Origin of the sequence: Larkinella sp. VNQ87, assembly GCF_049445795.1 — a bacterium.
GTDB lineage: Bacteria > Bacteroidota > Bacteroidia > Cytophagales > Spirosomataceae > Larkinella.
In genome coordinates this window covers 234,671-254,783 of the sequence record NZ_JBMSDT010000007.1, presented here as the reverse complement: position 1 = coordinate 254,783, position 20,113 = coordinate 234,671, and the positions used below count along the sequence as shown (strand labels likewise).

At 56.4% G+C, this 20,113-nt stretch carries 12 protein-coding genes; 4 read left to right on the top strand and 8 right to left on the bottom strand.

From position 1 onward, the window contains the following. Positions 1–62 precede the first annotated feature (62 nt). The 8 genes from ACO2Q8_RS14150 to ACO2Q8_RS14115 all read right to left on the bottom strand — a co-directional run bounded on the left by ACO2Q8_RS14150 (position 63) and on the right by ACO2Q8_RS14115 (position 12,937). Positions 63–3,359 carry an ATP-binding protein gene (locus ACO2Q8_RS14150; RefSeq protein ID WP_423345477.1) on the bottom strand — a complete coding sequence of 1,099 codons (3,297 nt, stop codon included), beginning with the start codon at positions 3,357–3,359 and terminating at the stop codon, positions 63–65. A gap of 135 nt (positions 3,360–3,494) precedes the next feature. Beyond that, positions 3,495–4,070: a DUF4870 domain-containing protein gene (locus tag ACO2Q8_RS14145; protein ID WP_423345476.1), complete on the bottom strand. Its 576-nt coding sequence runs from the start codon at positions 4,068–4,070 to the stop codon at positions 3,495–3,497. A 176-nt stretch (positions 4,071–4,246) separates the two neighbouring features. Then, entirely contained in the window at positions 4,247–6,487 is a 2,241-nt protein-coding gene (locus ACO2Q8_RS14140; protein ID WP_423345475.1) for a prolyl oligopeptidase family serine peptidase, read from the bottom strand. A gap of 209 nt (positions 6,488–6,696) precedes the next feature. Then, positions 6,697–7,503: a molybdopterin-dependent oxidoreductase gene (locus tag ACO2Q8_RS14135; RefSeq protein WP_423345474.1), complete on the bottom strand. Its 807-nt coding sequence runs from the start codon at positions 7,501–7,503 to the stop codon at positions 6,697–6,699. 23 nt (positions 7,504–7,526) lie between these two features. Next, a complete protein-coding gene (locus tag ACO2Q8_RS14130; protein ID WP_423345473.1) occupies positions 7,527–8,219 on the bottom strand; it encodes a cytochrome b/b6 domain-containing protein in 693 nt (230 codons plus the stop codon). Next, complete coding sequence (locus tag ACO2Q8_RS14125; RefSeq protein WP_423345472.1) at positions 8,216–10,372, bottom strand: S46 family peptidase; 2,157 nt, start codon at positions 10,370–10,372, stop codon at positions 8,216–8,218. Before ACO2Q8_RS14125 ends, ACO2Q8_RS14130 begins: the two co-directional genes overlap by 4 nt. 247 nt (positions 10,373–10,619) lie before the next feature. Further along, the gene (locus ACO2Q8_RS14120; RefSeq protein ID WP_423345471.1) at positions 10,620–11,963 is read right to left on the bottom strand and encodes an NAD(P)/FAD-dependent oxidoreductase; all 1,344 of its coding nucleotides are present in this window, start codon (positions 11,961–11,963) and stop codon (positions 10,620–10,622) included. A 131-nt stretch (positions 11,964–12,094) separates the two neighbouring features. Beyond that, positions 12,095–12,937, bottom strand: a complete 843-nt coding sequence (locus ACO2Q8_RS14115; RefSeq protein WP_423345470.1) for a 3-keto-disaccharide hydrolase — start codon at positions 12,935–12,937, stop codon at positions 12,095–12,097. A gap of 180 nt (positions 12,938–13,117) precedes the next feature. On the opposite strand from ACO2Q8_RS14115, the gene ACO2Q8_RS14110 reads away from it, so the two are divergent. From ACO2Q8_RS14110 to ACO2Q8_RS14095, 4 genes are all read left to right on the top strand, one after another. Next, entirely contained in the window at positions 13,118–15,532 is a 2,415-nt protein-coding gene (locus ACO2Q8_RS14110) for a TonB-dependent receptor (RefSeq protein ID WP_423345469.1), read from the top strand. Positions 15,533–15,538: 6 nt separating this feature from the next. Beyond that, complete coding sequence (locus tag ACO2Q8_RS14105) at positions 15,539–16,468, top strand: DUF4249 domain-containing protein (RefSeq protein WP_423345468.1); 930 nt, start codon at positions 15,539–15,541, stop codon at positions 16,466–16,468. Positions 16,469–16,625: 157 nt separating this feature from the next. After that, entirely contained in the window at positions 16,626–19,109 is a 2,484-nt protein-coding gene (locus ACO2Q8_RS14100) for a TonB-dependent receptor (protein ID WP_423345467.1), read from the top strand. 6 nt (positions 19,110–19,115) lie between these two features. After that, positions 19,116–20,024 carry a DUF4249 domain-containing protein gene (locus ACO2Q8_RS14095; RefSeq protein WP_423345466.1) on the top strand — a complete coding sequence of 303 codons (909 nt, stop codon included), beginning with the start codon at positions 19,116–19,118 and terminating at the stop codon, positions 20,022–20,024. The last annotated feature ends 89 nt before the right edge of the window (positions 20,025–20,113 follow it).

Genomic DNA, 20,113 nt, shown 5'->3' with positions numbered 1-20,113 from the left:
AGAAAATAGCACAGATGTAACAAAGAATTATTGGCAAGATTTACTTTTTGATAATCAGAAAGTTATGCAGAGTTTTTGGGCGTGTTCATGTCTTTTTGTTTCGCAAATTCGGAGGGGAGCATTCCAAACTGTTCTTTAAAACATTTGGAGAAATAGGAAAGGTGCTGGAAACCCGACAGGTAGGCAGCCTCGGCGATCGGGATGCCGGGTTGTTGCAGGAGGTCGGCGGCCCGTTGCAGTCGAATGGATCGGATAAAATCGGAAGCCGACTGATCGGTAAGCGCTTTCAGTTTCCGGTGTAGTTGCATCCGGCTCATGCCCATTTCCCGCTGAAGGCCTTCCACGCTGAAAGCGTCGTCGGCCATGTGTTCGTTGATGATTTGCATGATTTTCTCCAAAAACTCGGCCTCCCGGTCGCGGATGGGTGTCCCGGTCGGTTGCAGCATCACTTCCCGGCTGTACTTTTTGCGCAACAGATCGCGCTGCGTAAGCATGCTGTTGATGCGGGCGACCAGTTCGTCCAGGGCAAAGGGCTTTGCCAGGTACTGCTCGGCCCCGCCCTCAAACCCCTCTTTGCGGGAGTCGACGTCATCTTTAGCCGTGAGCAGGATAACCGGAATGTGGCTGGTCAGGTCATCTTCTTTCAAGTGTCGGGTCATCGAAAAACCGTCCATCACCGGCATCATCACATCGGAAATGATCAGGTCCGGAACTACCCGGCGGGCCACCTGCAACCCTTCGTCGCCCTGTCTGGCCTGCACCACCCGGAAGCGGTCGGCGAGTTGCTGACGGAGGTAATCGTTTAATTCGGTATGGTCTTCTACCAGCAGCAGCGTGGGTTTGTCGTCGGCTTCGGTCGGCGGCTCTTCGGCGGAGGGCCCGGGCGTTGTCAGGGGTAAATCGGGAGCGGAAAGCGTAGTCGGTTCACCCATACCGTCCGTTTCGGGCATCGGCTCGACCGGCATCGGAAGCCAGACTTCAAACGTGCTCCCCGATTCGGATTGGCTCGCCACCTGAATGGAGCCTTTATGGAGTTCGACCAGTTCTTTGGTCAGGGCCAACCCCAGGCCACTCCCCTCGAAGGCCCGCGTTTGGGAAGGATCGATTTGGTAAAACCGGTCGAAGATGCGGTTTTGCAGCGATTCGGGAATGCCGATACCCGTGTCGCTGACCACCAGCCGAAGGCCGGTTTGGGGCTCCACCCCCGCCCAAAACCGCACCTGACCGCCCGGCGGGGTAAACTTGACCGCATTGGACAAGAGGTTGTAGATAATCTTTTCCAGTTTGTCGCGGTCGAACATGGCCACCCAGTCGGACGTCGGCAGGTCGATCCGATACCGGAGCTTTCGGGCGTCGGCCATCGGCTGGAAGGAGTGGGCGGTTTGCCGCAGAAACCCGATCAGGTTGCCCCGCTGGCCGTGCAGCGTCAGCATCCCCATTTCGGCTTTCGCCAGGTCGAGCAGTTGGTTCACGAGCCGGAGCAGCCGGTTGGCGTTCCGCTCCATCATGTGGGTTTCTTCCGGGCTGAGGGACCCCCGTTTCTGAAGCGGAGCCAGAATGAGCTGAAGCGGGGTACGGAACTCGTGGGAGATGTTGGCAAAAAACTGCGACTTGACCCGGTCCAACTGCCGGATGTGGTCAGCTTCCAATTGCAACATGCGGGCTTTTTTAGACTCTTCATCCGCCAGCGCCTGGGCAATTTTACTGCTACAGATGGCCGCAATCATTTGCAGGGCATCCAGGTGGTACGGTTTGAAAAAGCCTTTTTCGGGATGTTCGGAGTCGATGACGCCGATCACCTTGTTCTGGAACAGCAGCGGGACGGCCAACTCTGCGTGGCGCATTTCGTCGTCCAGGATGTAGCGCGTGTCCTGAGTGGTATCTGCGATAATTTCCGGTCGGCCCGTTTGGGCCACGCTTCCGACAATGCCCTCGCCGAGCGGAATCATCAGCGGGTTCAGGATCGCATAGTCTTCCGGATTTTTGTTGCCATAGGCGGCTTTCTGCACCAGGGCCGTGTCTTCTTCGTTGAGCAGGTAAATCACGCAATCGACAAACCCCAGCCGGGCAATGCAGTTTTTGGCCACATCCCACAAAATTTCATCCACCGTATTCTTGCCGTAAAGCGAGGTGGCGAAGTAGTTGATCGTTTCGTCAATCTGCTGCCGCAGTTGCAGGTTCCGGGAAAGGCGGTATTGTTCATTCTCCAGCGAAAGCTTCAGGTTGCGTTGCCGAAGTTTGTACCGGTTGAAAACCAGGTAGCCAATCAGTCCGCTCAGCAGCACGAAGGCGATCAGGGTTAGAATTAGCATCCGTTGCTGGCTTAATGACGCCTGCTGAGTTTCCAGTCGTAATTTTTGCAAACTCAGTTCGCGGTCTTTCTGTTCGGCCTGGTAGCGGGCCTGCACCTCAGCGATTTGCCGGGACAATTCCACGGAGCGTAAACTGTCGGTTAGGTCGTGGTACTGCCGTTGGGCGGCCAGGGCTTCCCTGGGTTTGCCCAATACGCCGTAAATCAGGGGCAAATTGGCCAAGGCTTGCTGTTGCAGACTTTTGGAGTTAATTTGGTTGGCGATCACCAGCGTCCGCTGCGAATACAGCAAGGCTTGTTGAAAATCGCCCATGTCCCGGTATAGCAACGCCAAATCCATGTACGAGCCGCCGATGTTTAGCTGATTGCCTTTTTTTAGGTCGATGGCCAGCGATTTGTGGTAAAATTCCCGCGCTTTGCCGAACTCCCGGCGAATGCGGTAAATTCTGGCCAGGTTATGAAACGTGTTGCCCATCGCCTGCGTATCCCGCTGGGCCACCTGGATGTTCAGGGCTTTCAGACCCGATTGCAACGACTGTTCGTAGTCTTTTTTGTCGAAATACACGTTCCCCAGGTTGCCGTAGATAGCCCCGAGCAGGGCCGTGTCCTGGCGGGCCTCCGCGATTTTTTGCGCCTGCAAGTTGGCTTCAATACTCGCGTTGTAAAGTTTCAGGTACCGATTGATGATGCCGATGGCGATGTACATCCGGCAAACGTCCCGCTGTTCGCCGAGTTGATGAAAAATGGAAAGCCCGGTTTTGGCCGCGTCGAGCGCGCGGACATAATCGTCGCGTTCGGCGTGGATGCGGGCCAGCCGTTGATAGGCTTTGGCTTCGGATAACGGCTGGCGGTTTTTCTGCGCCAGCGCCAGGGCGGTTTGCGCGGCCACCAAAGCTTGTTCAGGCTGGGAAGACGTGAGTTGTTCGGCCCGGCTGAGGTAACGATTGATGCTGTCCTGTACGGCGGCTGGCTGGGCCCGCAACGAAATGCCTCCTGTATGAACGATCCCATAAAGCAATAGCCAAAACCGCAAAACCTTGGTTATCATCGCCAAACCTGGTAAGTGAAGTCGCTTGCTGACCGCAAGATCAGAAGTTTTTATAACAGGTGCGCAAAAGGTTTAGCAATCGGCAGGACGTTGACAACTCCAGGCAGGCCCGGGCGCGGTGGATGCGCACAGATTTTACCGCAGGAGTGGAAAACCGATAGAATAAACCTTCTCACCGCCCCGGTTAATCTGAAAAGTAGCTACCAGGATAATAATGGCATTCAGGATACAGAGTCCAAACACAATGGAGAAAACCAGCATCGGCGGAAGGATAACCGGAAGCTGCATGAACAGGGCGGCTATCCAGCCGAGTAACAACCCGTAGGTGACAAACGTCCAGGTGATCTGGAAATTGATCATCCGGCGGCCGAGCGCATGAACCCCTTTTACCTTATCCCGTTTGAGAACCCAAAGCGCCAGCGGAATAAAGATGTTCCCGACCGGAATGACCAGAAAGGAAAGGGCCGACAGGTTCATCAGTTGCAGAAAACCGGTATCTTCCTCCTTGGTGAAATCCAGAAACTCTTCCACCGGTGTGTCCAGCGCCTTGGCAATCAGGCGGAGCGTCTGTCCGCGCGGTTCGGTGTCGCCCGCTTCAATGCGCTGTAAGGTCCGCAGGTTAATGGATGCGTATTCAGCGAGTGCTTCCTGAGAGAGTCCTTTGCTGCGTCTCAGCGACCCGATTTTTTCGGCTAATAATCCCTTGCTCATCGTCGTTGTTTTTGGTCAAAGGTAGGGCTACTGCCGCCGGAGTCTGCCGGTTTTATCCCGACATTTCTACGGCATTTGTGTCATTTTGGGATAGGAACACGGATTTAACGGATAAAAGATCAGTTCTAATCCGTTTTATCCGTTAAATCGCGACGGCGACCCGGCCGTGTTCCAGTCTACTGCCGGTTGGTTTTTTCCCCAACGTACCGCTCGAAGAACTCGTAAATCCGCAGGATGCGGTCGATACGCTGCCGGACGTTGCCCGTGCGGCTCAGTTCGTGCGTCGCGCCCGGCATCCGGACGTACTCGACCGGGCGACCCAATATCTTCAGGCTTTTGTAGAGCATTTCGCTCTGAATTACGCCCGTCCGTAAATCGTTCTCGCCGTGTTTGATCAGCAAAGGGGTCCGGATGTTTTCCACGAACGTGTAGGGCGAGTTAGCGTCCAGCACCTCCTGCGCCGGTTTTTGCCACGGATAACCGCCGAAGTAGTTCGGCACCAGCCGCCAGGCGTTGCCCTCGCCCATGAACGTCGTCAGGTCGTAGACGCCCCGCTGCGAGAAAGCCGCCTTGAACCGGTTGTCGTGGGCCACAATCCAGGCCGTCAAATACCCCGCGTACGAACCGCCTGTAATCACCTGCCGACTCGTATCGACCCAGGCTTCGCGGGCAGCATCCGTCGCGGCTGCCAGCACGTCCTCGGTCGGGCCGGTGCCCCAGTCTTTTACATTGGCGCGCTGGAAATCAATGCCATAGCCGCCCGATCCGCGCGGGTTGGCGTAGACGATGCCGTAGCCCTGCGAGCAGAAATACTGAAATTCGTGCCACATCGACGGTTCGCCGGGGCCCCACATGGCCGTGGGACCGCCGTGCATGTTCAGCAGCAGCGGGTATTTTTTGCCCGTTGCCAGCGCGGTCGGTTTCATGATCCAGTACTCGACGATCTGGCCTTTGGAGTTTTTGTAGGTCCGTTTTTCGGGAAAACTCAGCGTTTTACCCGCCACCCAGTCGTTGTGACTGCTGAGTTTCGTTGCTTTTTCGGTAAACGGTTGTTGGACCGTTGCGCCCGTGAGGGCCGCGATGTACAGTTCCGACGGATTGGCGACCTCGGTTTTGGCAAACACCACCTGATTGCCAGCCAGGTCGAACGAATTGATGCCGCTGTTAAAATCCGACAACTGCGTGACCTGCTTCGTGGCCGGGTCGAGCCGGTAAAGCGGAAAACCGCCGTTCGAGGGAGCCGTGAAAAAGACCGCATAGGCCGGAGCCGGTTTTTTCTTGCCGGAAGCTGCAGCCGCTACGGTTTTCCACTTCAGGTTTCCGGCGGCCCGGTCGAACGCGATTGGCTGGAGGTCCGAAACCGCCGTGCCGTTCAGGGTCGCCACCGTAAGTTGGCCTACGTTGACGCCCTGTGCCGAGCTGGTCAGGAACGCCAGTTGCCGACCGTCGGGCGAGATGGCCGGTGAAAAATAGGTTTTGCCCGATTCGGCCAGCAGGTTGACGCGTTTTCCGGAGCCATCGGCGGCCAGCCAGATCAAAGCCGCGTCCTGCTCCCGGTCGGGGTGCCGGAGCGTGTCGCGGTCGGTGACGGCCAGAATGCCCTGCCCGTTCGGAAGCCAGACTGGGGCCTGGAAGGAGTAAAAGCCGCGCGTCAGCGGTTTGGGCCGGGCGTCCGGTTTTACGTCGATGCTGTAGAGGTGCGTAAACCGCAGTTCGGGTTCGGTGGTCGATTCGCCCTGGAAGTTGAGCCGGTTGATGACTTTGGCTTTTTTGTCCTCGACATCCTTGTTGAGATACGCCCGGATTTCGGCCAGCGAACCGTCGGGATTGGGCTTGACGGTTTTGTCGGGTTTGATAAACTGGTTGGTTGCAAAACCCGGTTTTTCCAGCGACCAGGCCGGAACCATTTTGCCCGGATTCAGGAGCGAGTCGGTCAGGATGTCGGACAGCGAGGCCGAAGCGGTAAAGAGAATCCGCTGCCCATCCGGCGACCATTGCGGCCCCGACGCGCCGTACGGCAGTTTGGTCAACTGCCAGGCTTCCCCGCCATCGAGCGGCATCACGAAAATCTGCGGTTTACCCTTCACACTTCGAACAAACGCAATCGACTTGCCATCCGGCGACCAATCCGGCTGGCTGGCGCTCTCGCTGCCGTGGGTCAGGGCTTTTAAATCGCCGGTTTTCAGTCCTGATAAATAAAGATGGGTCTTGTACTCGTATTCCTCTTTTTTCTCCGGATCAGGCTCAATCGTCGTCAGGGTATACACGGCCCGGCTTCCGTCGGGGGCAGTTTTGACCGTGCCGACCTGTTTGATGCGGGTCAGGTCCGTAGCGACAATCTTTTGGGAAGCGGTTTGGGCACGGGCGAACAGCGGCAGCAGCCCGAGCGCCGTTGCCAGGAGTAGCAGTTTCTTCATGAAGCAGTTTGTTTCTGAATAAGCTCCGAAGATAACAAAAACCGCCCAATGCCGCTCATCCCATCCATCAAGCCCGCAGGGCTTCCCTCTGGATAACCCCGGATGCAATCCGGGGCTGGATGCCAGCCCGGAGAGAGTAGTCCGGTCCGGCGCAGGACGTCAGTTCGGGGCGGGATGCTACTCTGGTGAGATGCCAGTCTGGAGAGCAACTACAACCCAACGTGGTAATCATACCCGCGCTCGGCCCAGAAATCGCGGGGGCGCTCGTCGCTGAACCAGATGCTGCCGATCCGTTTGAGGTTCTTGACGCCGTATTTGACGGGAATGATCAGCCGAAGCGGAGCGCCGTGCAAATCCGGCAGCGGTTCGCCGTTCATCTCGTAGGCCAGCAGGGTTTGCGGGTGCAGGGCGCTGGGGGTGTCGATGCCGACGTAGTAGCCGCCATCGGGCGTTTTCATGCCCACGTGCTGGTACCAGTCGCCAGACCCGGTTTTTTGCCCCAACTGGTATTTTTCGACAAAATCGGCAAACCGAACCCCGCCCCAGTGCTGAATCTGGCTCCAGCCTTCGATACACTTGAATTCGAAAATAAGCTCCTGTTTCGGCAGGGTTTTCAGGTCTTCCAGCGTCAGCGCCAGCGGTTTTTGGCCGGGTTGCTGAACGGTCAGCCGCCAGGCTTCCTTGTCGAGCGCGCTTCGTAACCCGTCGCGGCCGTTGATGCGGACGTTTTTGGCCGCCCGCTCCTTCGGAAAGGTCGGCGCCAGGTTGGCGTGACTGAAATAGCTGTTGGCTACCTGTTCATTTGCATTCAAAACGCTGCGGAATGCTTTTGGCAAACCACCTGCGCGGGGTTGTTTTGTGATCCACTTCCAGACGCCGTAGGGCACCAGACTCGCCAGCCCGAAGCCCAGAAACGCTTTCAGGGTCCGCCGACGGATATGCTGCTCGGTGGTCAGCTCTTCCCGTTCCGGTTTTTTTTTGGGCAATTTTTCGTCAAGATCGTTTACGGTTGCCATAGCGGGTCGTTCAGAGAAAGGAACTAAGCCGAAACGGTGGGTTCGGTCGGGGCTTTTTCGGCAGGCTCTTTTTCGACTTCGAAACCGGTCACCATCGCCTGGAAGTTGTTCCAGCCCGCGCGGATTACCTGCAAAATGTGAATCACGAAAAACAGCACATAGCCGATGGTGAGCGCAAAATGCCAGACGCGGGCGGTTTGGTAACCGCCGGTCAGCCACGTCACCCACGAAAACTGCGTCGGTTTGTAGATCGCCAGCCCGGTCAACAACGACCCGAATCCCATCAGCAGGATGGCCGTGTAAGCAATCCGTTGCGCGCCGTTGTACTTGAGTTGCGGAGGGGCGGTTTTCCGAATGTACAAATCGTGCAGCAACACCTGCCAGGCTTCCCGAAACGAATGCCGATTGGGCAGCAACAGCCGCCATTCGCCCGAAAAAAACGTGTACAGCACGTACAGCAGGCCGTTGATCGTAAAAATCCACATGAACACAAAGTGCCACGCCATGCCCTCCGCCAGCCGACGACGCAGTTTCAGCGCCAGGAAAAAGGAATTGGGGAAAAATTCGAACAAAACCGTGTCGCCCACCTGGATTTTGTACGGATGGTAGGCCCAATAAATCAACAGGCCGCTCCAGATCATGACAAACAGGATCGGAAAGTTGATCCAGTGAAACCACCGGATGGCCAGCGGATGCTTGTGGATGATGCGTTTCATTTCCCGACGAGTTCCGTTACGATGCGCTCTGCCTTATAAATATAGCGCATCGCAGCCACAATCGCACCGGTGTTGACGGAAACCGTGCGGTTTTTGTCGGGAACAAAAATGAAGCTGCCGGGCAGACTTTCCATGTTACCGTCGAAAGCCAGTCCCACGGCTTCCCGGTTTTTGTTAATCAGCGGACTGCCTGAATTGCCGCCGATGATGTCGTTCGTCGACACAAAACACATCGGTTGGCGCAGCAACTGGGCGGGCGGGTTCAGCCAGCGTTGGGGCAGCGACCACGGGAATTTGCCGTTGAAGGAGTAATACCGGTCATACAAACCGGCAAACGTCGTCTGGTAGGGCGCGACGGTGCCGTTGTACGGGTAGCCTTTCACGACGCCGTCGTTGATTCGCAGCGAGAACGTGGCATCGGGCGGGATGGCGGTGCCGTAGACTTCGTACAACAACCGGCCCAGGTTACTCCGCAATACGGTTTGTCGTCCGCTGATGGCTTTCACGGCGGCCGATGCCTGCTGGTAACGCGGCACCGAAATCCGGGCGAGGGCCAGCAACGGGTCGTTGTCGCCACTGATGGCCGCCGGACCTTTCGTAATCAGGTCGTTGATGTATCCCTGGTCGCTGAGTTTGGTGTTGTTGAGCAGGTAAGCGGCTGCTTCCTTGGGCGATTTGCCGTTCAGAGCGGCTTTGATGTACGGGTCGTCGTTGCCCAGAGCCGCCTGGGCTTCGCTCAGGTGAGCCGCCAGGTAGGCTTCTTCCAGCGCCCGGTCGGTCAGCTTCGGGGTTTGCAGCAGTTCCTTCATTTGCTCGGCCCGGGCGGGGTTCTGGCGGGCGGCCTCGGCATACATCGTCAGCAGGTGGGCAAACACCAGCAGATCACCCCGCGCCAGTTCGTTCGGTGACAAATACGTGTTGTCTTTGAAATGCTTCCGGAGTTCCGTTACGTTGTCGGCGAGGTTATCCCAGAGTTTCAGGTTGATGTCGACCTTCGATCCGGGCGTAGCCGAAGCCGTGCCGTTACCTGCGTCGTTGCTGCGGCCAGAACCGGTACTCAACTTCGCCTGCCCACTTTCCACCTGCCGGGCATCGATTTTGAACTGGCGCTCGAAAGCCGCTTTCCGGGCCAGCAGATACGGGTCGCGCAAGCCTTCCAACTGGCCGCCGTAGGCTTTCAGGCTGTTTTCAAAGCTAAAGATCTCGTTCTGAATGCTGTCGCTTTTCGCCTTCGCGTTGTAGGCCTGGAGCGCATCGGCCCGGTTGCGGAGCAGTTGCAGGATGTACGGGATGCGCAGATCGCGGTCGTATTCGAGTTCGGCCACGGTTTTCAGGCGCTCGGTGCTGCCGGGATTGCCCGTCACAAAAACCGGCTCGTTTTCCTTGATCCCGTTCGGGTTGAATTTGAAGAAATGGGCGGTTTTGAGCGGTTTACCGTTGTCGTAGACCCGAAAAAACGAGAAATCCAGGGCGTAGCGCGGGTACGTAAAGTTGTCGGGATCACCGCCGAAAAAACCGAGTTGGAGTTCGGGCATCAGCACCAGCCGCACGTCGTTGTACCGCTTGAAGCCGTAGAGTGCATACCGCCCGCCGTTGTAAAACGTGATCGTTTGCAGTTCCAGTCCTTTCCATTCCGGCTGATTGCCGAATTCCTGCTTGATTGCCGCAAATTCGCGTTCGCGCAGTTGCAGTTGTTCGGTTTCGGATTTGCCGTTGCTCATGGCCGACTGCACCCGCGTCGTAATGTCTTCAATCTTCAGCAACTGATCGACAAACAAATTCGGCACTTTCCGCTCTTCGGCCAGCGTTTTAGCGATAAAACCGGTTTCGTTCAGGTTTTCGCCCTTGCGCTGCACGCTCGTCCCGGATTCGCGGGCGCAGTGGTGGTTGGTCATCACCAGGCCGTTGGCCGACACGAACGAAGCCGAGCAGTAATCGGCAAACCGCAGCGACGCCAGCCGCACTTCATCGAACCACTTCTGATCGGGCGTAAATCCGTATGTTTTCTGGAAATACGCCATCGGGGGCGTATCGAACGTCCACATCTTGCCCATGTCGAATTGCCCGGCTTTGACGGTGTCGGGATTCAACGTGGATTGGGCCGAAACAAAAACCGTCTCGAACAGCAGCAGGGCGGCTAACAAATATCTCATCGCAACATTCTGAACCTGGATTACACAGATTCAGGGATTAAGTATGATTTCTACTCAGACAAAAAAAGAAAGAGAATAGACAAGCGAGTAATCGACTGAAAAAGAGAATGTTAATCTCACTTCTTTCCTCTTCTCTAATCGTCTATTGTAATTCTTTTTCTGGATTGGGTATGATAACGAACAAGGTATAAAAATATCCCAGTTAATCCTCAAATCCGTGTAATCCCAGTTCAAGAATAATCCGGCGTCACAATTCATTTTTCAATACAAACTCCTGTGCTTCCTTGTCGTCTTTCCGGACGAAGGGCCGGATAATGAGCCGGGTGCCGCGTTCGTAGGTGAACAGGCGGTAAATCCAGTTGCTCAGGACGACCAGCTTGCTCCGAAAACCGATCAGGTAGTAAATATGGACAAACAGCCAGGCGACCCAGGCCACAAAACCGCCGAGGTGAACGTTGCCGGGCAAATCGGCCACGGCGCGGCTGCGGCCAATGATGGCGAGTGAACCTTTGTCGAAATAATCGAAGGGCGTCAAAGCTTCGTTTTTGAGCAGCCGACGCAGGTTTCTGGCCAAATGTTTACCCTGCTGAATGGCCGGTTGTGCCACGCCGGGGTGCCCATTCGGCCATTTTTCGGTTTGCATCAGGGCAATGTCGCCAATGGCAAAAATGTCGGTGAAGCCCTGCACCTGGTTGAAGGCGTTGACCATCAGCCGTCCTCCGCGCCCGATGATTTCTTTCGGAAAACCGTCGATGAGCGCACCCGTGACGCCAGCTGCCCAGACGACGGTTTTCGACCGGATTTGCTCCCCGCCTTTAAAGGTCACGGTTTCGCCGTCGTACGATTCGACCAGCGTTTTCAGCTTGACATTCACGCCCAATTCCTCCAGATACCGCTGCGTTTTGGCGCTGGCTTCGGGCGACATCGGCGGCAAAACCCGGTCCAGACCCTCGACCAAATAAATATTCATCTTGCTGAAATCCAGGCCCGGATAGTCGCCCGGCAGGACGTGTTTGCGCATCTCGGCTAGCGACCCGGCCATTTCGACGCCCGTCGGCCCGGCCCCGACGATGACGAAGTTCAGCAGACTTTCCCGATCCGCCGGATTTTTCGTGATGCTGGCCTGCTCGAACGATTGCAGAAACTGGCTGCGGAGGTTTAGCGCTTCCGGAATGGTTTTGAGCGAAAATGAATATTTCTGCACCTGCTCGTTGCCGAAAAAGTTAGCTTTCGTGCCGGTGGCAATCACCAGATAATCGTAAGGCAGGTCGCCGATCAGCGTCTTGACGGTTTTCGTCACCGGATCGACGCCCGTGATGCGGACCAGCCGGAAGTGAAAATCTTCGTAATCTTCGTCGAAGAGCTTGCGGAGCGGTTCGGCAATGGCGTCGGGTTCGAGCCCGGCGGTGGCGACCTGATACAGCAACGGCCAGAAACCGTGGTAGTTCTGTTTATCGAACATCACAATCTGGAAATCTTTGCCGCTCAGGTTCTTCACCAGATTAATGCCCCCAAAACCGCCCCCGATGACGACCACCCGGGGCTTGGTAGTGTCGGGAATATTGAGCGAAAGTTGATCGAAATTCAGCATGGCCGTAGCGTGTTAATCAGGTCGTTCGATAGGATAACCCGACACCGGCCAAACTGTTAAATCGGGTTATTGTATATGAACAATAAAACCGATACAAACACGGCCGACCCGGCCGTGTTTGTATCCCCAAATCATAACTTCCGAGTCTGCAACTGCCGCAAAACCGCTTGTAATTCTTTCGGTTTGCGTAGATACGGCGACAGGTCGAACAGCGAAACTTTCCGGAATTCGATCGGGTGGCTTTCGCTCTGCAACGAGATGTAGCCCTGCCGCAGCAATTGACCGTCTTTTTTCTGATCGGAGTTGAAATGAATGACATTACCGCCCCCGATTTGCGGTTTAGTGTACGTCAGCACCGTATCGCCTTCCACGATGTGTTTCACCAGCGAGTCGCCCAGCACGAGGGCTTCGGCCCGGACCCAACGGTCGTCGTGGTAGGTTTTGGAGTTTGAATCGATGCAGTGGGGCGTAAACAGCTTGCCGTTCATGACCACGTTGGTGCCGGGCGTGCAGAGGTTGGCCGTGTGCCGTTCGTGTTGGCCGTCACCGCCGAGCAGTTGCATTTCCAGCGAAATCGGAAAGTCCTGTTTCAGCCCCATCGTTTTGGGGTCCTGGCCGTGGAGCATGGCCCCGCTGTTGCGCACGGCCCAGCCCGGTCCACCGGCGACCTGCTCACCCACAAACCGGTATTCGACCAGCAGCAGGTAAGCCGAAAACGGTTTTTTGTAAAAAATGTGGCCGAATTGCTCGTCGAAGTTTTTGTACTGATCGTAGCGCACCACCATCTTCCCGTCTTCCACCCGGAAGGTGTTGCCGTAGTTATCGTTGAGCGGATGCCCCGTTATCTTCACCGACCAGTCTTTCAGGTCTTTGCCGTTGAAAAGCTGAATCCAGCCGTCCGGTTTGGGCTTCGGCGGACCCGGATACAAACCGGTGAGCAGGAGCAGGCTGATGAGCAGGGAAAAGGAATGCATAGGGCTAGTTTTTCGGGAGAAGAATCGATACCGGCGAAAATAGCAAAACTGACTTGCATTCCGACAACTCGTTGACTTTATTCCCGGGCTTCCTTAAAATCTGTTAAATTCCAACCATTCCACACTTTTTCCGCTCTTTCGTCGTATACGGGTTGAAGCCTTTTATCTGTATACCGACATATGAAGCACTTGCTACTCTGCATTCACCTCTTTTTTCTCTGCACGGTTGCTTCAGTCCTGGCGCAAACTCCGGCCAACCGTTTCACGGTCAGTGGCTACGTGCGCGAAAAAGGCAGTCAGGAAGCCCTCATCGGCGTCAACGTTTACCTGCCCGGCACCTCCACCGGTACGACCACCAACACCTACGGTTTTTACTCGCTGACACTGCCGGCCCGGGACAGCCTGACGCTGGCGTTCTCGTTCGTCGGCTACGAATCTGTCCAGCAAACCGTGTCGTTCCGGCGCAATGCCGAGCTGAACATCCAACTCACGCCCGGTCGGCTGCTGTCGGAAGTAACCGTGACGGCCCCTCGCCCGGGCGAGGAGAAAGTGAGTGAGAGTGCCCGGATGAGTACCATCGACATTCCCATCAACCAGATCAAGAAGATTCCGGCTTTTCTGGGCGAAAAAGACGTACTGAAGGTGCTGCAACTCATGCCGGGTGTGCAGAAAGGCTCCGAAGGCAACACCGGCATCTACGTACGCGGGGGCGGCCCCGACCAGAACCTCGTGATCCTGGACGATGCAGAGGTTTACAACGCCAACCATTTGTTTGGTTTTTTCTCGGTTTTCAACGGCGATGCACTCAAGAGTGTGGAGCTGATCAAAGGCGGTTTCCCGGCGCGCTACGGCGGGCGGCTCTCGTCGGTGATCGAGATGAACATGAAGGAGGGCAACAAGGAGAAGCTGCACGGCGAAGGCGGCATCGGTCTGATTGCCTCCCGGCTGACGCTGGAAGGGCCGCTGACCAAAAAGAAATCGGGCGCGGGCTCCTCGTCGTTTCTGGTATCGGCACGCCGGACGTACCTGGATTTTGTGGCCCGGCCGATCATCAAACAGCAAACCGACGGGCAGACGGTGGCGGGATATTATTTCTACGACCTGAACGCCAAGGCCAATTACGACTTTGGTCCCAAAAATAAGCTTTACCTGAGCGGTTATTTTGGGCAGGACCGGTTCTACGCGGATGAAAAAGAGGAGGGAATAAAAATTGGGCTGAATTGGGGGAATGCTACGGCGACGCTCCGTTGGAATCACCTGATCTCGGAAAAAGCTTTTTCGAATACCTCGCTGATTTTCAGCAATTACAAGTTTCAGATTTCGTCGGATGAGTTGAATTTTCAGAACGAAGACGCATTCTCTTTGCGCTATACATCGGGCATCCGGGATTTTTCGCTGAAGCACGATGTCGATCTCTATCCGTCTCCGCAGCATTCCCTACGCCTTGGCATTCAGGCGACGATGCACCGCTTTACGCCCAGCGCCGTCGTGTTGAAAAACACCGATATCAACCAGTTCAAGCAGGAAATTGATGCCATCGACGTGGTGGAATCTGGTCTGTACGCCGAAGATACCTGGAAACCGACCGACCGCTGGCGGATCAATGGCGGGTTTCGGCTCAGTCATTTTCAGCACAAAGCCGTCAATTACATCCGGCCCGAACCCCGGCTGTCGGCGGCTTTTGTGCTAAAACCGTCGCTGTCGCTGAAGGGCTCCTACGCATTGATGAACCAGTACGTGCATTTGCTGTCGAATACCGGAATTGGCTTGCCGACGGATTTGTGGGTGCCGACTACCGACCGCATCAAACCACAGCAGTCGGAGCAGGTCGCAATTGGGATAGCCAAAGACTTCGAGAAGAAAGGCCTGGCCCTGACGGTCGAGGGGTATTACAAAACGATGAACAACATCATCAATTACCGCGAAGGAGCCAGTTTTTTGTTGTTAAACGACCCGACTTCGGCCGAAACCGTGCGCTGGGAAGATAACGTAACCAGCGGCCGGGGCTGGTCGTACGGCGCGGAGGTATTGCTGCAAAAGAAAGTCGGGCGGTTTTCGGGCTGGATCGGCTATACCCTTTCCTGGACGCAGTGGCAGTTTCCGGAGCTGAATTTCGGCCGGAAGTTCTTCCCGCGTTACGACAGACGGCACGATGCGTCGATTGTCGGGATTTACGAACTCAGTCCCCGCATTACGGTTTCGGGTACGTGGGTCTACGGCACCGGCCAGGCCCTGACCGTGCCTACCAGCGAATACCAGGCTCCGCGCCATGTTCCGATTTATAACCCGTACTACGGTTTTGGCACACCCAACCAGGATTTTGGTCACCAGATCAACGATTACGGAACGCAAAAGAACAGCTTTCGGGCCGAAGCCTACCACCGGATGGACCTGAGTGTGCAGGTTCACAAGAAGAAAAAGCACCATGAGCGCACCTGGGAGTTCAGCGTATATAATCTGTACAATCGACGGAATCCATTCTTTTATGACCTGGGCACCAAGAGCCAGGGAGAAGGCCAACCGACCAAAACCGTGCTGTACCGCTATTCGGTGTTTCCTATCGTTCCGTCCATCAGTTACATGTTCAAATTCTGACAGCACATGAAAAAGTATCTGCTAATTCTGGGCAGTTTTTGGCTCCTGATGGGTTGTGAAAGTCTGAAGCAGGAAGTCGACCCCGGCAAGCTGAATGAGGAAGTACAAAAGCTGGTCGTGGCCTGTTTTATTTCGCCCCAGGATACGCTCCTGACAGCCGACGTAAGGCTATCAAGGCCCGTATTGGGCGAGAACATCGGCTACAATGATCGGGTTGATAATGCCACCCTTACGCTTTCCGACGAAAACCGCTCGGCGGTGTTTGAACGCCGATCCGGCCAGTACCAGGGGCAATACTACTATGCCATCGATCCGAAAAACTTCCCGATCGTTGCCGGTCGGCGGTATACCCTGACGGTGCAGATTCCCGACGGCCGGAAAGTCGAAGCGCATTGCACGGTTCCGGCGCCGGTTGTCGCTGATCGAATCGTTTTTGACTCGATCCCGACGTTTAAAAACGGTTTTTCGGGAACAGATTATTTTGTGCGCCTGTACTGGCAGGACCCGGCAGGCCAGCCAAATTTTTACCGGGTTGCGGGCACGTTCAGCTATTTGAGTAAACGACCCGACTATCCGAACGCACCTGAACCCAGTTGGGCGCAAAATCTGCTTGATTTCCGGCGGAACGAGGACACCCGCGATCTGGTGGACGATCGGCAACGGGATGGCGAAGTCCTGGGCTCCTCGCGGGGATTTGTGAGTCTGTACGGAGGCAATCCGCAGGGAGCATTTCAATACCTCGACAAAGCAACGATCACCGTTGATCTGCTTCATGTGGATGCGAATTATTTCCAGTATCATCAGGCTGTACAGCAGCAGAGCCAGGCCAGCGGCAACCCTTTCGCCGAACCGGTTTTGGTGCCCGGCAATATTCAGGGCGGGTTGGGCTGTTTCGGGGCCTACAACCGGACTCAGTTATCGGTTGATCTGAAGTAAGGTGACCGGTTTGGTGTCCTTTCCCGGTTGACTTCAACGGAATCTTGCCAGGGTGCCAAAGCAAAGGCTATTGCCTAAAAAAACAGTCGTTCCACGGACGTAAGCACTTACCCGTCAATCTTTTTCGTCTGATAAACCGTATCTTGAGTACTATTTTATGTATCAACAAACGGTTCGGATGAAACGGTTGCTCGTGGTGCTGTGTCTTCTGCTGTCCGGCTTCAACAGTCCGGGGCAGGATCGGCATACCGTCAGCGGCTCGGTTTTTGAAGCCGGAAGTGTCCGGCCGTTAGTGGGGGTCAACGTATACGTTTCGGACAAAACCGCCGGTACGACGACCGATTCGAGCGGTTTTTTCGCCCTCACACTGCCCGCGCAGGACAGCCTGACGCTCGTTTTCTCGGCCGTGGGCTATGCCACCGTACAAATGACCGTTCCTTTCCAAAGCGATCAATTGGTGCGGATTGAGCTGTCGGGCGGGCAACTCCTGAACGAAGTGACCGTGCGGGCGGTGGGCCCGGAAGCAATCAGTCGCCGGGTGCAGATGAGTCAGATCCAGCTTTCGGCCAGCCAACTCAACAAAATTCCGGCTCTGCTGGGCGAAAAAGACGTGTTGCGGACGCTGCAACTGCTGCCGGGCGTGCAGAAAGGCTCCGAAGGCAATACGGGCATTTACGTGCGCGGGGGCGGCCCCGACCAAAACCTGATTCTGCTCGACGATGCGCTCGTCTACAACGCCGGGCACCTGCTGGGCTTTTTCTCGGCCTTTAATGGCAGCGTTATCCGGAATGTCGAACTGACCAAAGGCGGTTTCCCGGCCCGGTTTGGCGGTCGGCTTTCGTCGGTGATCGAACTGAACCTGAAGGACGGCAACCGGGAGAAACTCCGGGGCGAAGCCAGCGTCGGGCTGGTGGCGTCGCGGCTGGTGCTGGAAGGACCGCTTGGCCGGAACCGCCCGGGCCGACAACCCGCTTCGTTTTTACTGGCGGGTCGCCGGACGTACATCGACCTGCTGACCCGCCCGTTTACCGCGCCGAATCGACCGGATGCGCTTCAAACCAACACCTACTTTTACGATCTGAATGCCCGATTGAGCGCCCCGCTCGGCCCCGATGACCAGGTGTCGCTGAGCGGTTTTCGGAGCGGGGATGCGTTCGTGAACCGGCCGGGAACCGACAACAACCCGTTGCAGGGGCAGCTCAACTGGCAAAACAACCTCGGCACGCTGCGCTGGCAGCACCGGTATTCCGACCAGGCTTCGTTTACGCTGTCGTTGCTGTTTACAGATTACAAACTGAACGTGGAGAACGAAGGTGTCGGTCGGCGCGATACCGCCAGTTTGCGCTACCGGCTCCGGTATCGGTCCGGCATCCGGGATGCGGGACTGAAATACGCGTTTGAATTGGAACAGAATCGGCACCAACTACGCTTTGGCATCCAGACGACGCACCACCGGTTTACGCCCGGCGCGGCCGTAACGGCGGGAAACACCGCGCCCGGCCCGAACACCCGGTTTTTTATCGACGCGCTGGAAACCGGTCTGTACGCCGAAGACACCTGGCAACCCACCGGCCGCTGGCGGATCAACGGCGGTTTTCGGCTCAGTCATTTTCTGCTGCTTCAGTCCGGAATGCTGTCGGCCGACGGAAATCCGGCCAGTCAGGTCGAATACCCCGCGCAGCGGAGCGGAGGGCCGGTTCAGTACCTGCGGCCCGAACCCCGGCTGTCGGTGGCATATCAATTGGCTCCGGATTTTTCGCTGAAACTGTCGTACGCACAGATGAACCAGTACGCGCATCTGCTGTCGAACAACGGCCTGGGCTTACCCGCCGACCTCTGGATTCCGACCACGGGCCGAATTCGGCCGCAGCAGGCCCGGCAGGTGGCCGTTGGGCTCGCCTGGGATTTTACGCGCTCTTGGTCGGTGACGCTGGAAGGCTATCACAAAAAGCTGCAAAACCTCATCAGCTACGCCGAAGGCACGAATTTTCTGACCGCCGAACCGGCCACCGACGCGCAGCAATGGGAGAAAAACATCACCACGGGCCGGGGCTGGTCGTACGGCAGTGAACTTTTTGTGCAGAAAAAAACCGGCAAACTGACGGGCTGGGTGGGCTACACGCTGGCCTGGACCTGGTGGCAGTTTCCGGCCCTGAACGGCGGGCGTCGGTTTTTCCCGCGTTACGACCGGCGGCACGATGCGTCGGTGGTGGGTATTTACGAACTAAAACCGGGCCTGACCGTTTCGGGAACCTGGGTGTACGGCACCGGCCAGGCGCTGACGCTGCCGGTTTCCCGGTTTTCGGGTTACGAAAACCGGCCCGCTTCGGCCGTTGGTTCGGGCAGTCCGCAGCAGCAACTGTTCGGCCCCGCGCCTAATGTGAGAGAATACGGCGAGCGAAACGGTTTTCGGGCCGAAGCCTACCACCGGCTCGACCTAGGCTGTCAATTTCGGAAAAAACGAAAAACCGTCACCCGAACCTGGGAGATTGGGGTGTACAACCTGTACAACCGCCGGAATCCATTCTATTATTCGCTGGAAGGCAAAGACCAGGGGCCGGGCCGACACTCGAAAACCGTGTTGTACAAGTTCTCGCTGTTTCCGGTAGTGCCGTCGGTCAGTTACACGCTTCAATTTTGATTGATTATGAAAAAACCGGGTTGGTTGCTGATCCTGTTGGCCCTGGCGGCTTGCCAGCCATTGCAGCAGGAAGTCGTTCCGCAGCAGTTGACGAGCGAGCCGGTGAAGCTGGTGGTGGCCTGTTTTATTGCCCCGGAGGACACGGTGATTGCCGCCAAAGTAGCCCGGTCGCGGCCGCTGCTGGATGATGAAACCGTCACGAATCTGGACATCACAAATGCCACCGTGACCCTGCAAAGCCGAACGCAGTCGGTGGTGTTGCGGTATGACGCCCGGCTTCGGTATTACCGGGTTTCGCCGGATGAATTTCCGATAATACCGGGTGAGACGTACCAACTGACGGTGCAAATGCCCGACGGCCAGCGGGTCGACGCCGAGACGACGGTTCCGGCACCGGTCGACCTGCACCGGGTGCGGCTCGATTCGGAGGTTGTGCTGGAAAATGACGTACTTCGGAAGCGGCTTTTTGCCCGGTATTTCTGGACCGATCCGCCCGGCGTACCGAATTACTACGAAACAGAAGGCGTTTTTTCCTACCCGTGCCCTAACTGCAATCCCGCCAAAACCGTCCGAGAACCGGTGCAGTTTCTGAGCGGCTCCGGCGAACGGGCGTTTTACACCGATCAGGACCGCAACGGAAAACCGCTTACATCGGGCAACGGCTACCTCGGCGCATCCATTCCCGCCAGCGACTTCTTGTTTTCCACGGTCTTTCAAAAACCGCTGGTGTTGACGGCCAGCCTGTTGCACCTGAACGCCGACTACTACCGCTATCACGAAGCCCTGCAACGCCAGCAGCAAGCCGACGGCAACCCATTTGCCGAACCCGTCACGATCCCGTCCAACATCCGGGGCGGCCTGGGCTGCTTCGGCGCCTACCACCGAAGGAGTTATGAGTTAAGAGTGATGAATTAAGACGGGGCCGCCCGGCGGTTGGCGCTGCCACTTTACAGGCAACGGCGGAGCCAACTCATAACTCTTAATTCATAACTCTTAACTTCATT

Excerpts from the sequence above, each read along its gene's own strand:
- ACO2Q8_RS14130 (WP_423345473.1), bottom strand. The coding sequence starts at position 8,219 with ATGAAACGCATCATCCACAAGCATCCGCTGGCCATCCGGTGGTTTCAC.
- ACO2Q8_RS14095 (WP_423345466.1), top strand. The coding sequence starts at position 19,116 with ATGAAAAAACCGGGTTGGTTGCTGATCCTGTTGGCCCTGGCGGCTTGC.
- ACO2Q8_RS14140 (WP_423345475.1), bottom strand. The coding sequence starts at position 6,487 with ATGAAGAAACTGCTACTCCTGGCAACGGCGCTCGGGCTGCTGCCGCTG.
- ACO2Q8_RS14120 (WP_423345471.1), bottom strand. The coding sequence starts at position 11,963 with ATGCTGAATTTCGATCAACTTTCGCTCAATATTCCCGACACTACCAAG.
- ACO2Q8_RS14105 (WP_423345468.1), top strand. The coding sequence starts at position 15,539 with ATGAAAAAGTATCTGCTAATTCTGGGCAGTTTTTGGCTCCTGATGGGT.
- ACO2Q8_RS14110 (WP_423345469.1), top strand. The coding sequence starts at position 13,118 with ATGAAGCACTTGCTACTCTGCATTCACCTCTTTTTTCTCTGCACGGTT.
- ACO2Q8_RS14100 (WP_423345467.1), top strand. The coding sequence starts at position 16,626 with ATGTATCAACAAACGGTTCGGATGAAACGGTTGCTCGTGGTGCTGTGT.
- ACO2Q8_RS14125 (WP_423345472.1), bottom strand. The coding sequence starts at position 10,372 with ATGAGATATTTGTTAGCCGCCCTGCTGCTGTTCGAGACGGTTTTTGTT.
- ACO2Q8_RS14150 (WP_423345477.1), bottom strand. The coding sequence starts at position 3,359 with ATGATAACCAAGGTTTTGCGGTTTTGGCTATTGCTTTATGGGATCGTT.
- ACO2Q8_RS14145 (WP_423345476.1), bottom strand. The coding sequence starts at position 4,070 with ATGAGCAAGGGATTATTAGCCGAAAAAATCGGGTCGCTGAGACGCAGC.
- ACO2Q8_RS14115 (WP_423345470.1), bottom strand. The coding sequence starts at position 12,937 with ATGCATTCCTTTTCCCTGCTCATCAGCCTGCTCCTGCTCACCGGTTTG.
- ACO2Q8_RS14135 (WP_423345474.1), bottom strand. The coding sequence starts at position 7,503 with ATGGCAACCGTAAACGATCTTGACGAAAAATTGCCCAAAAAAAAACCG.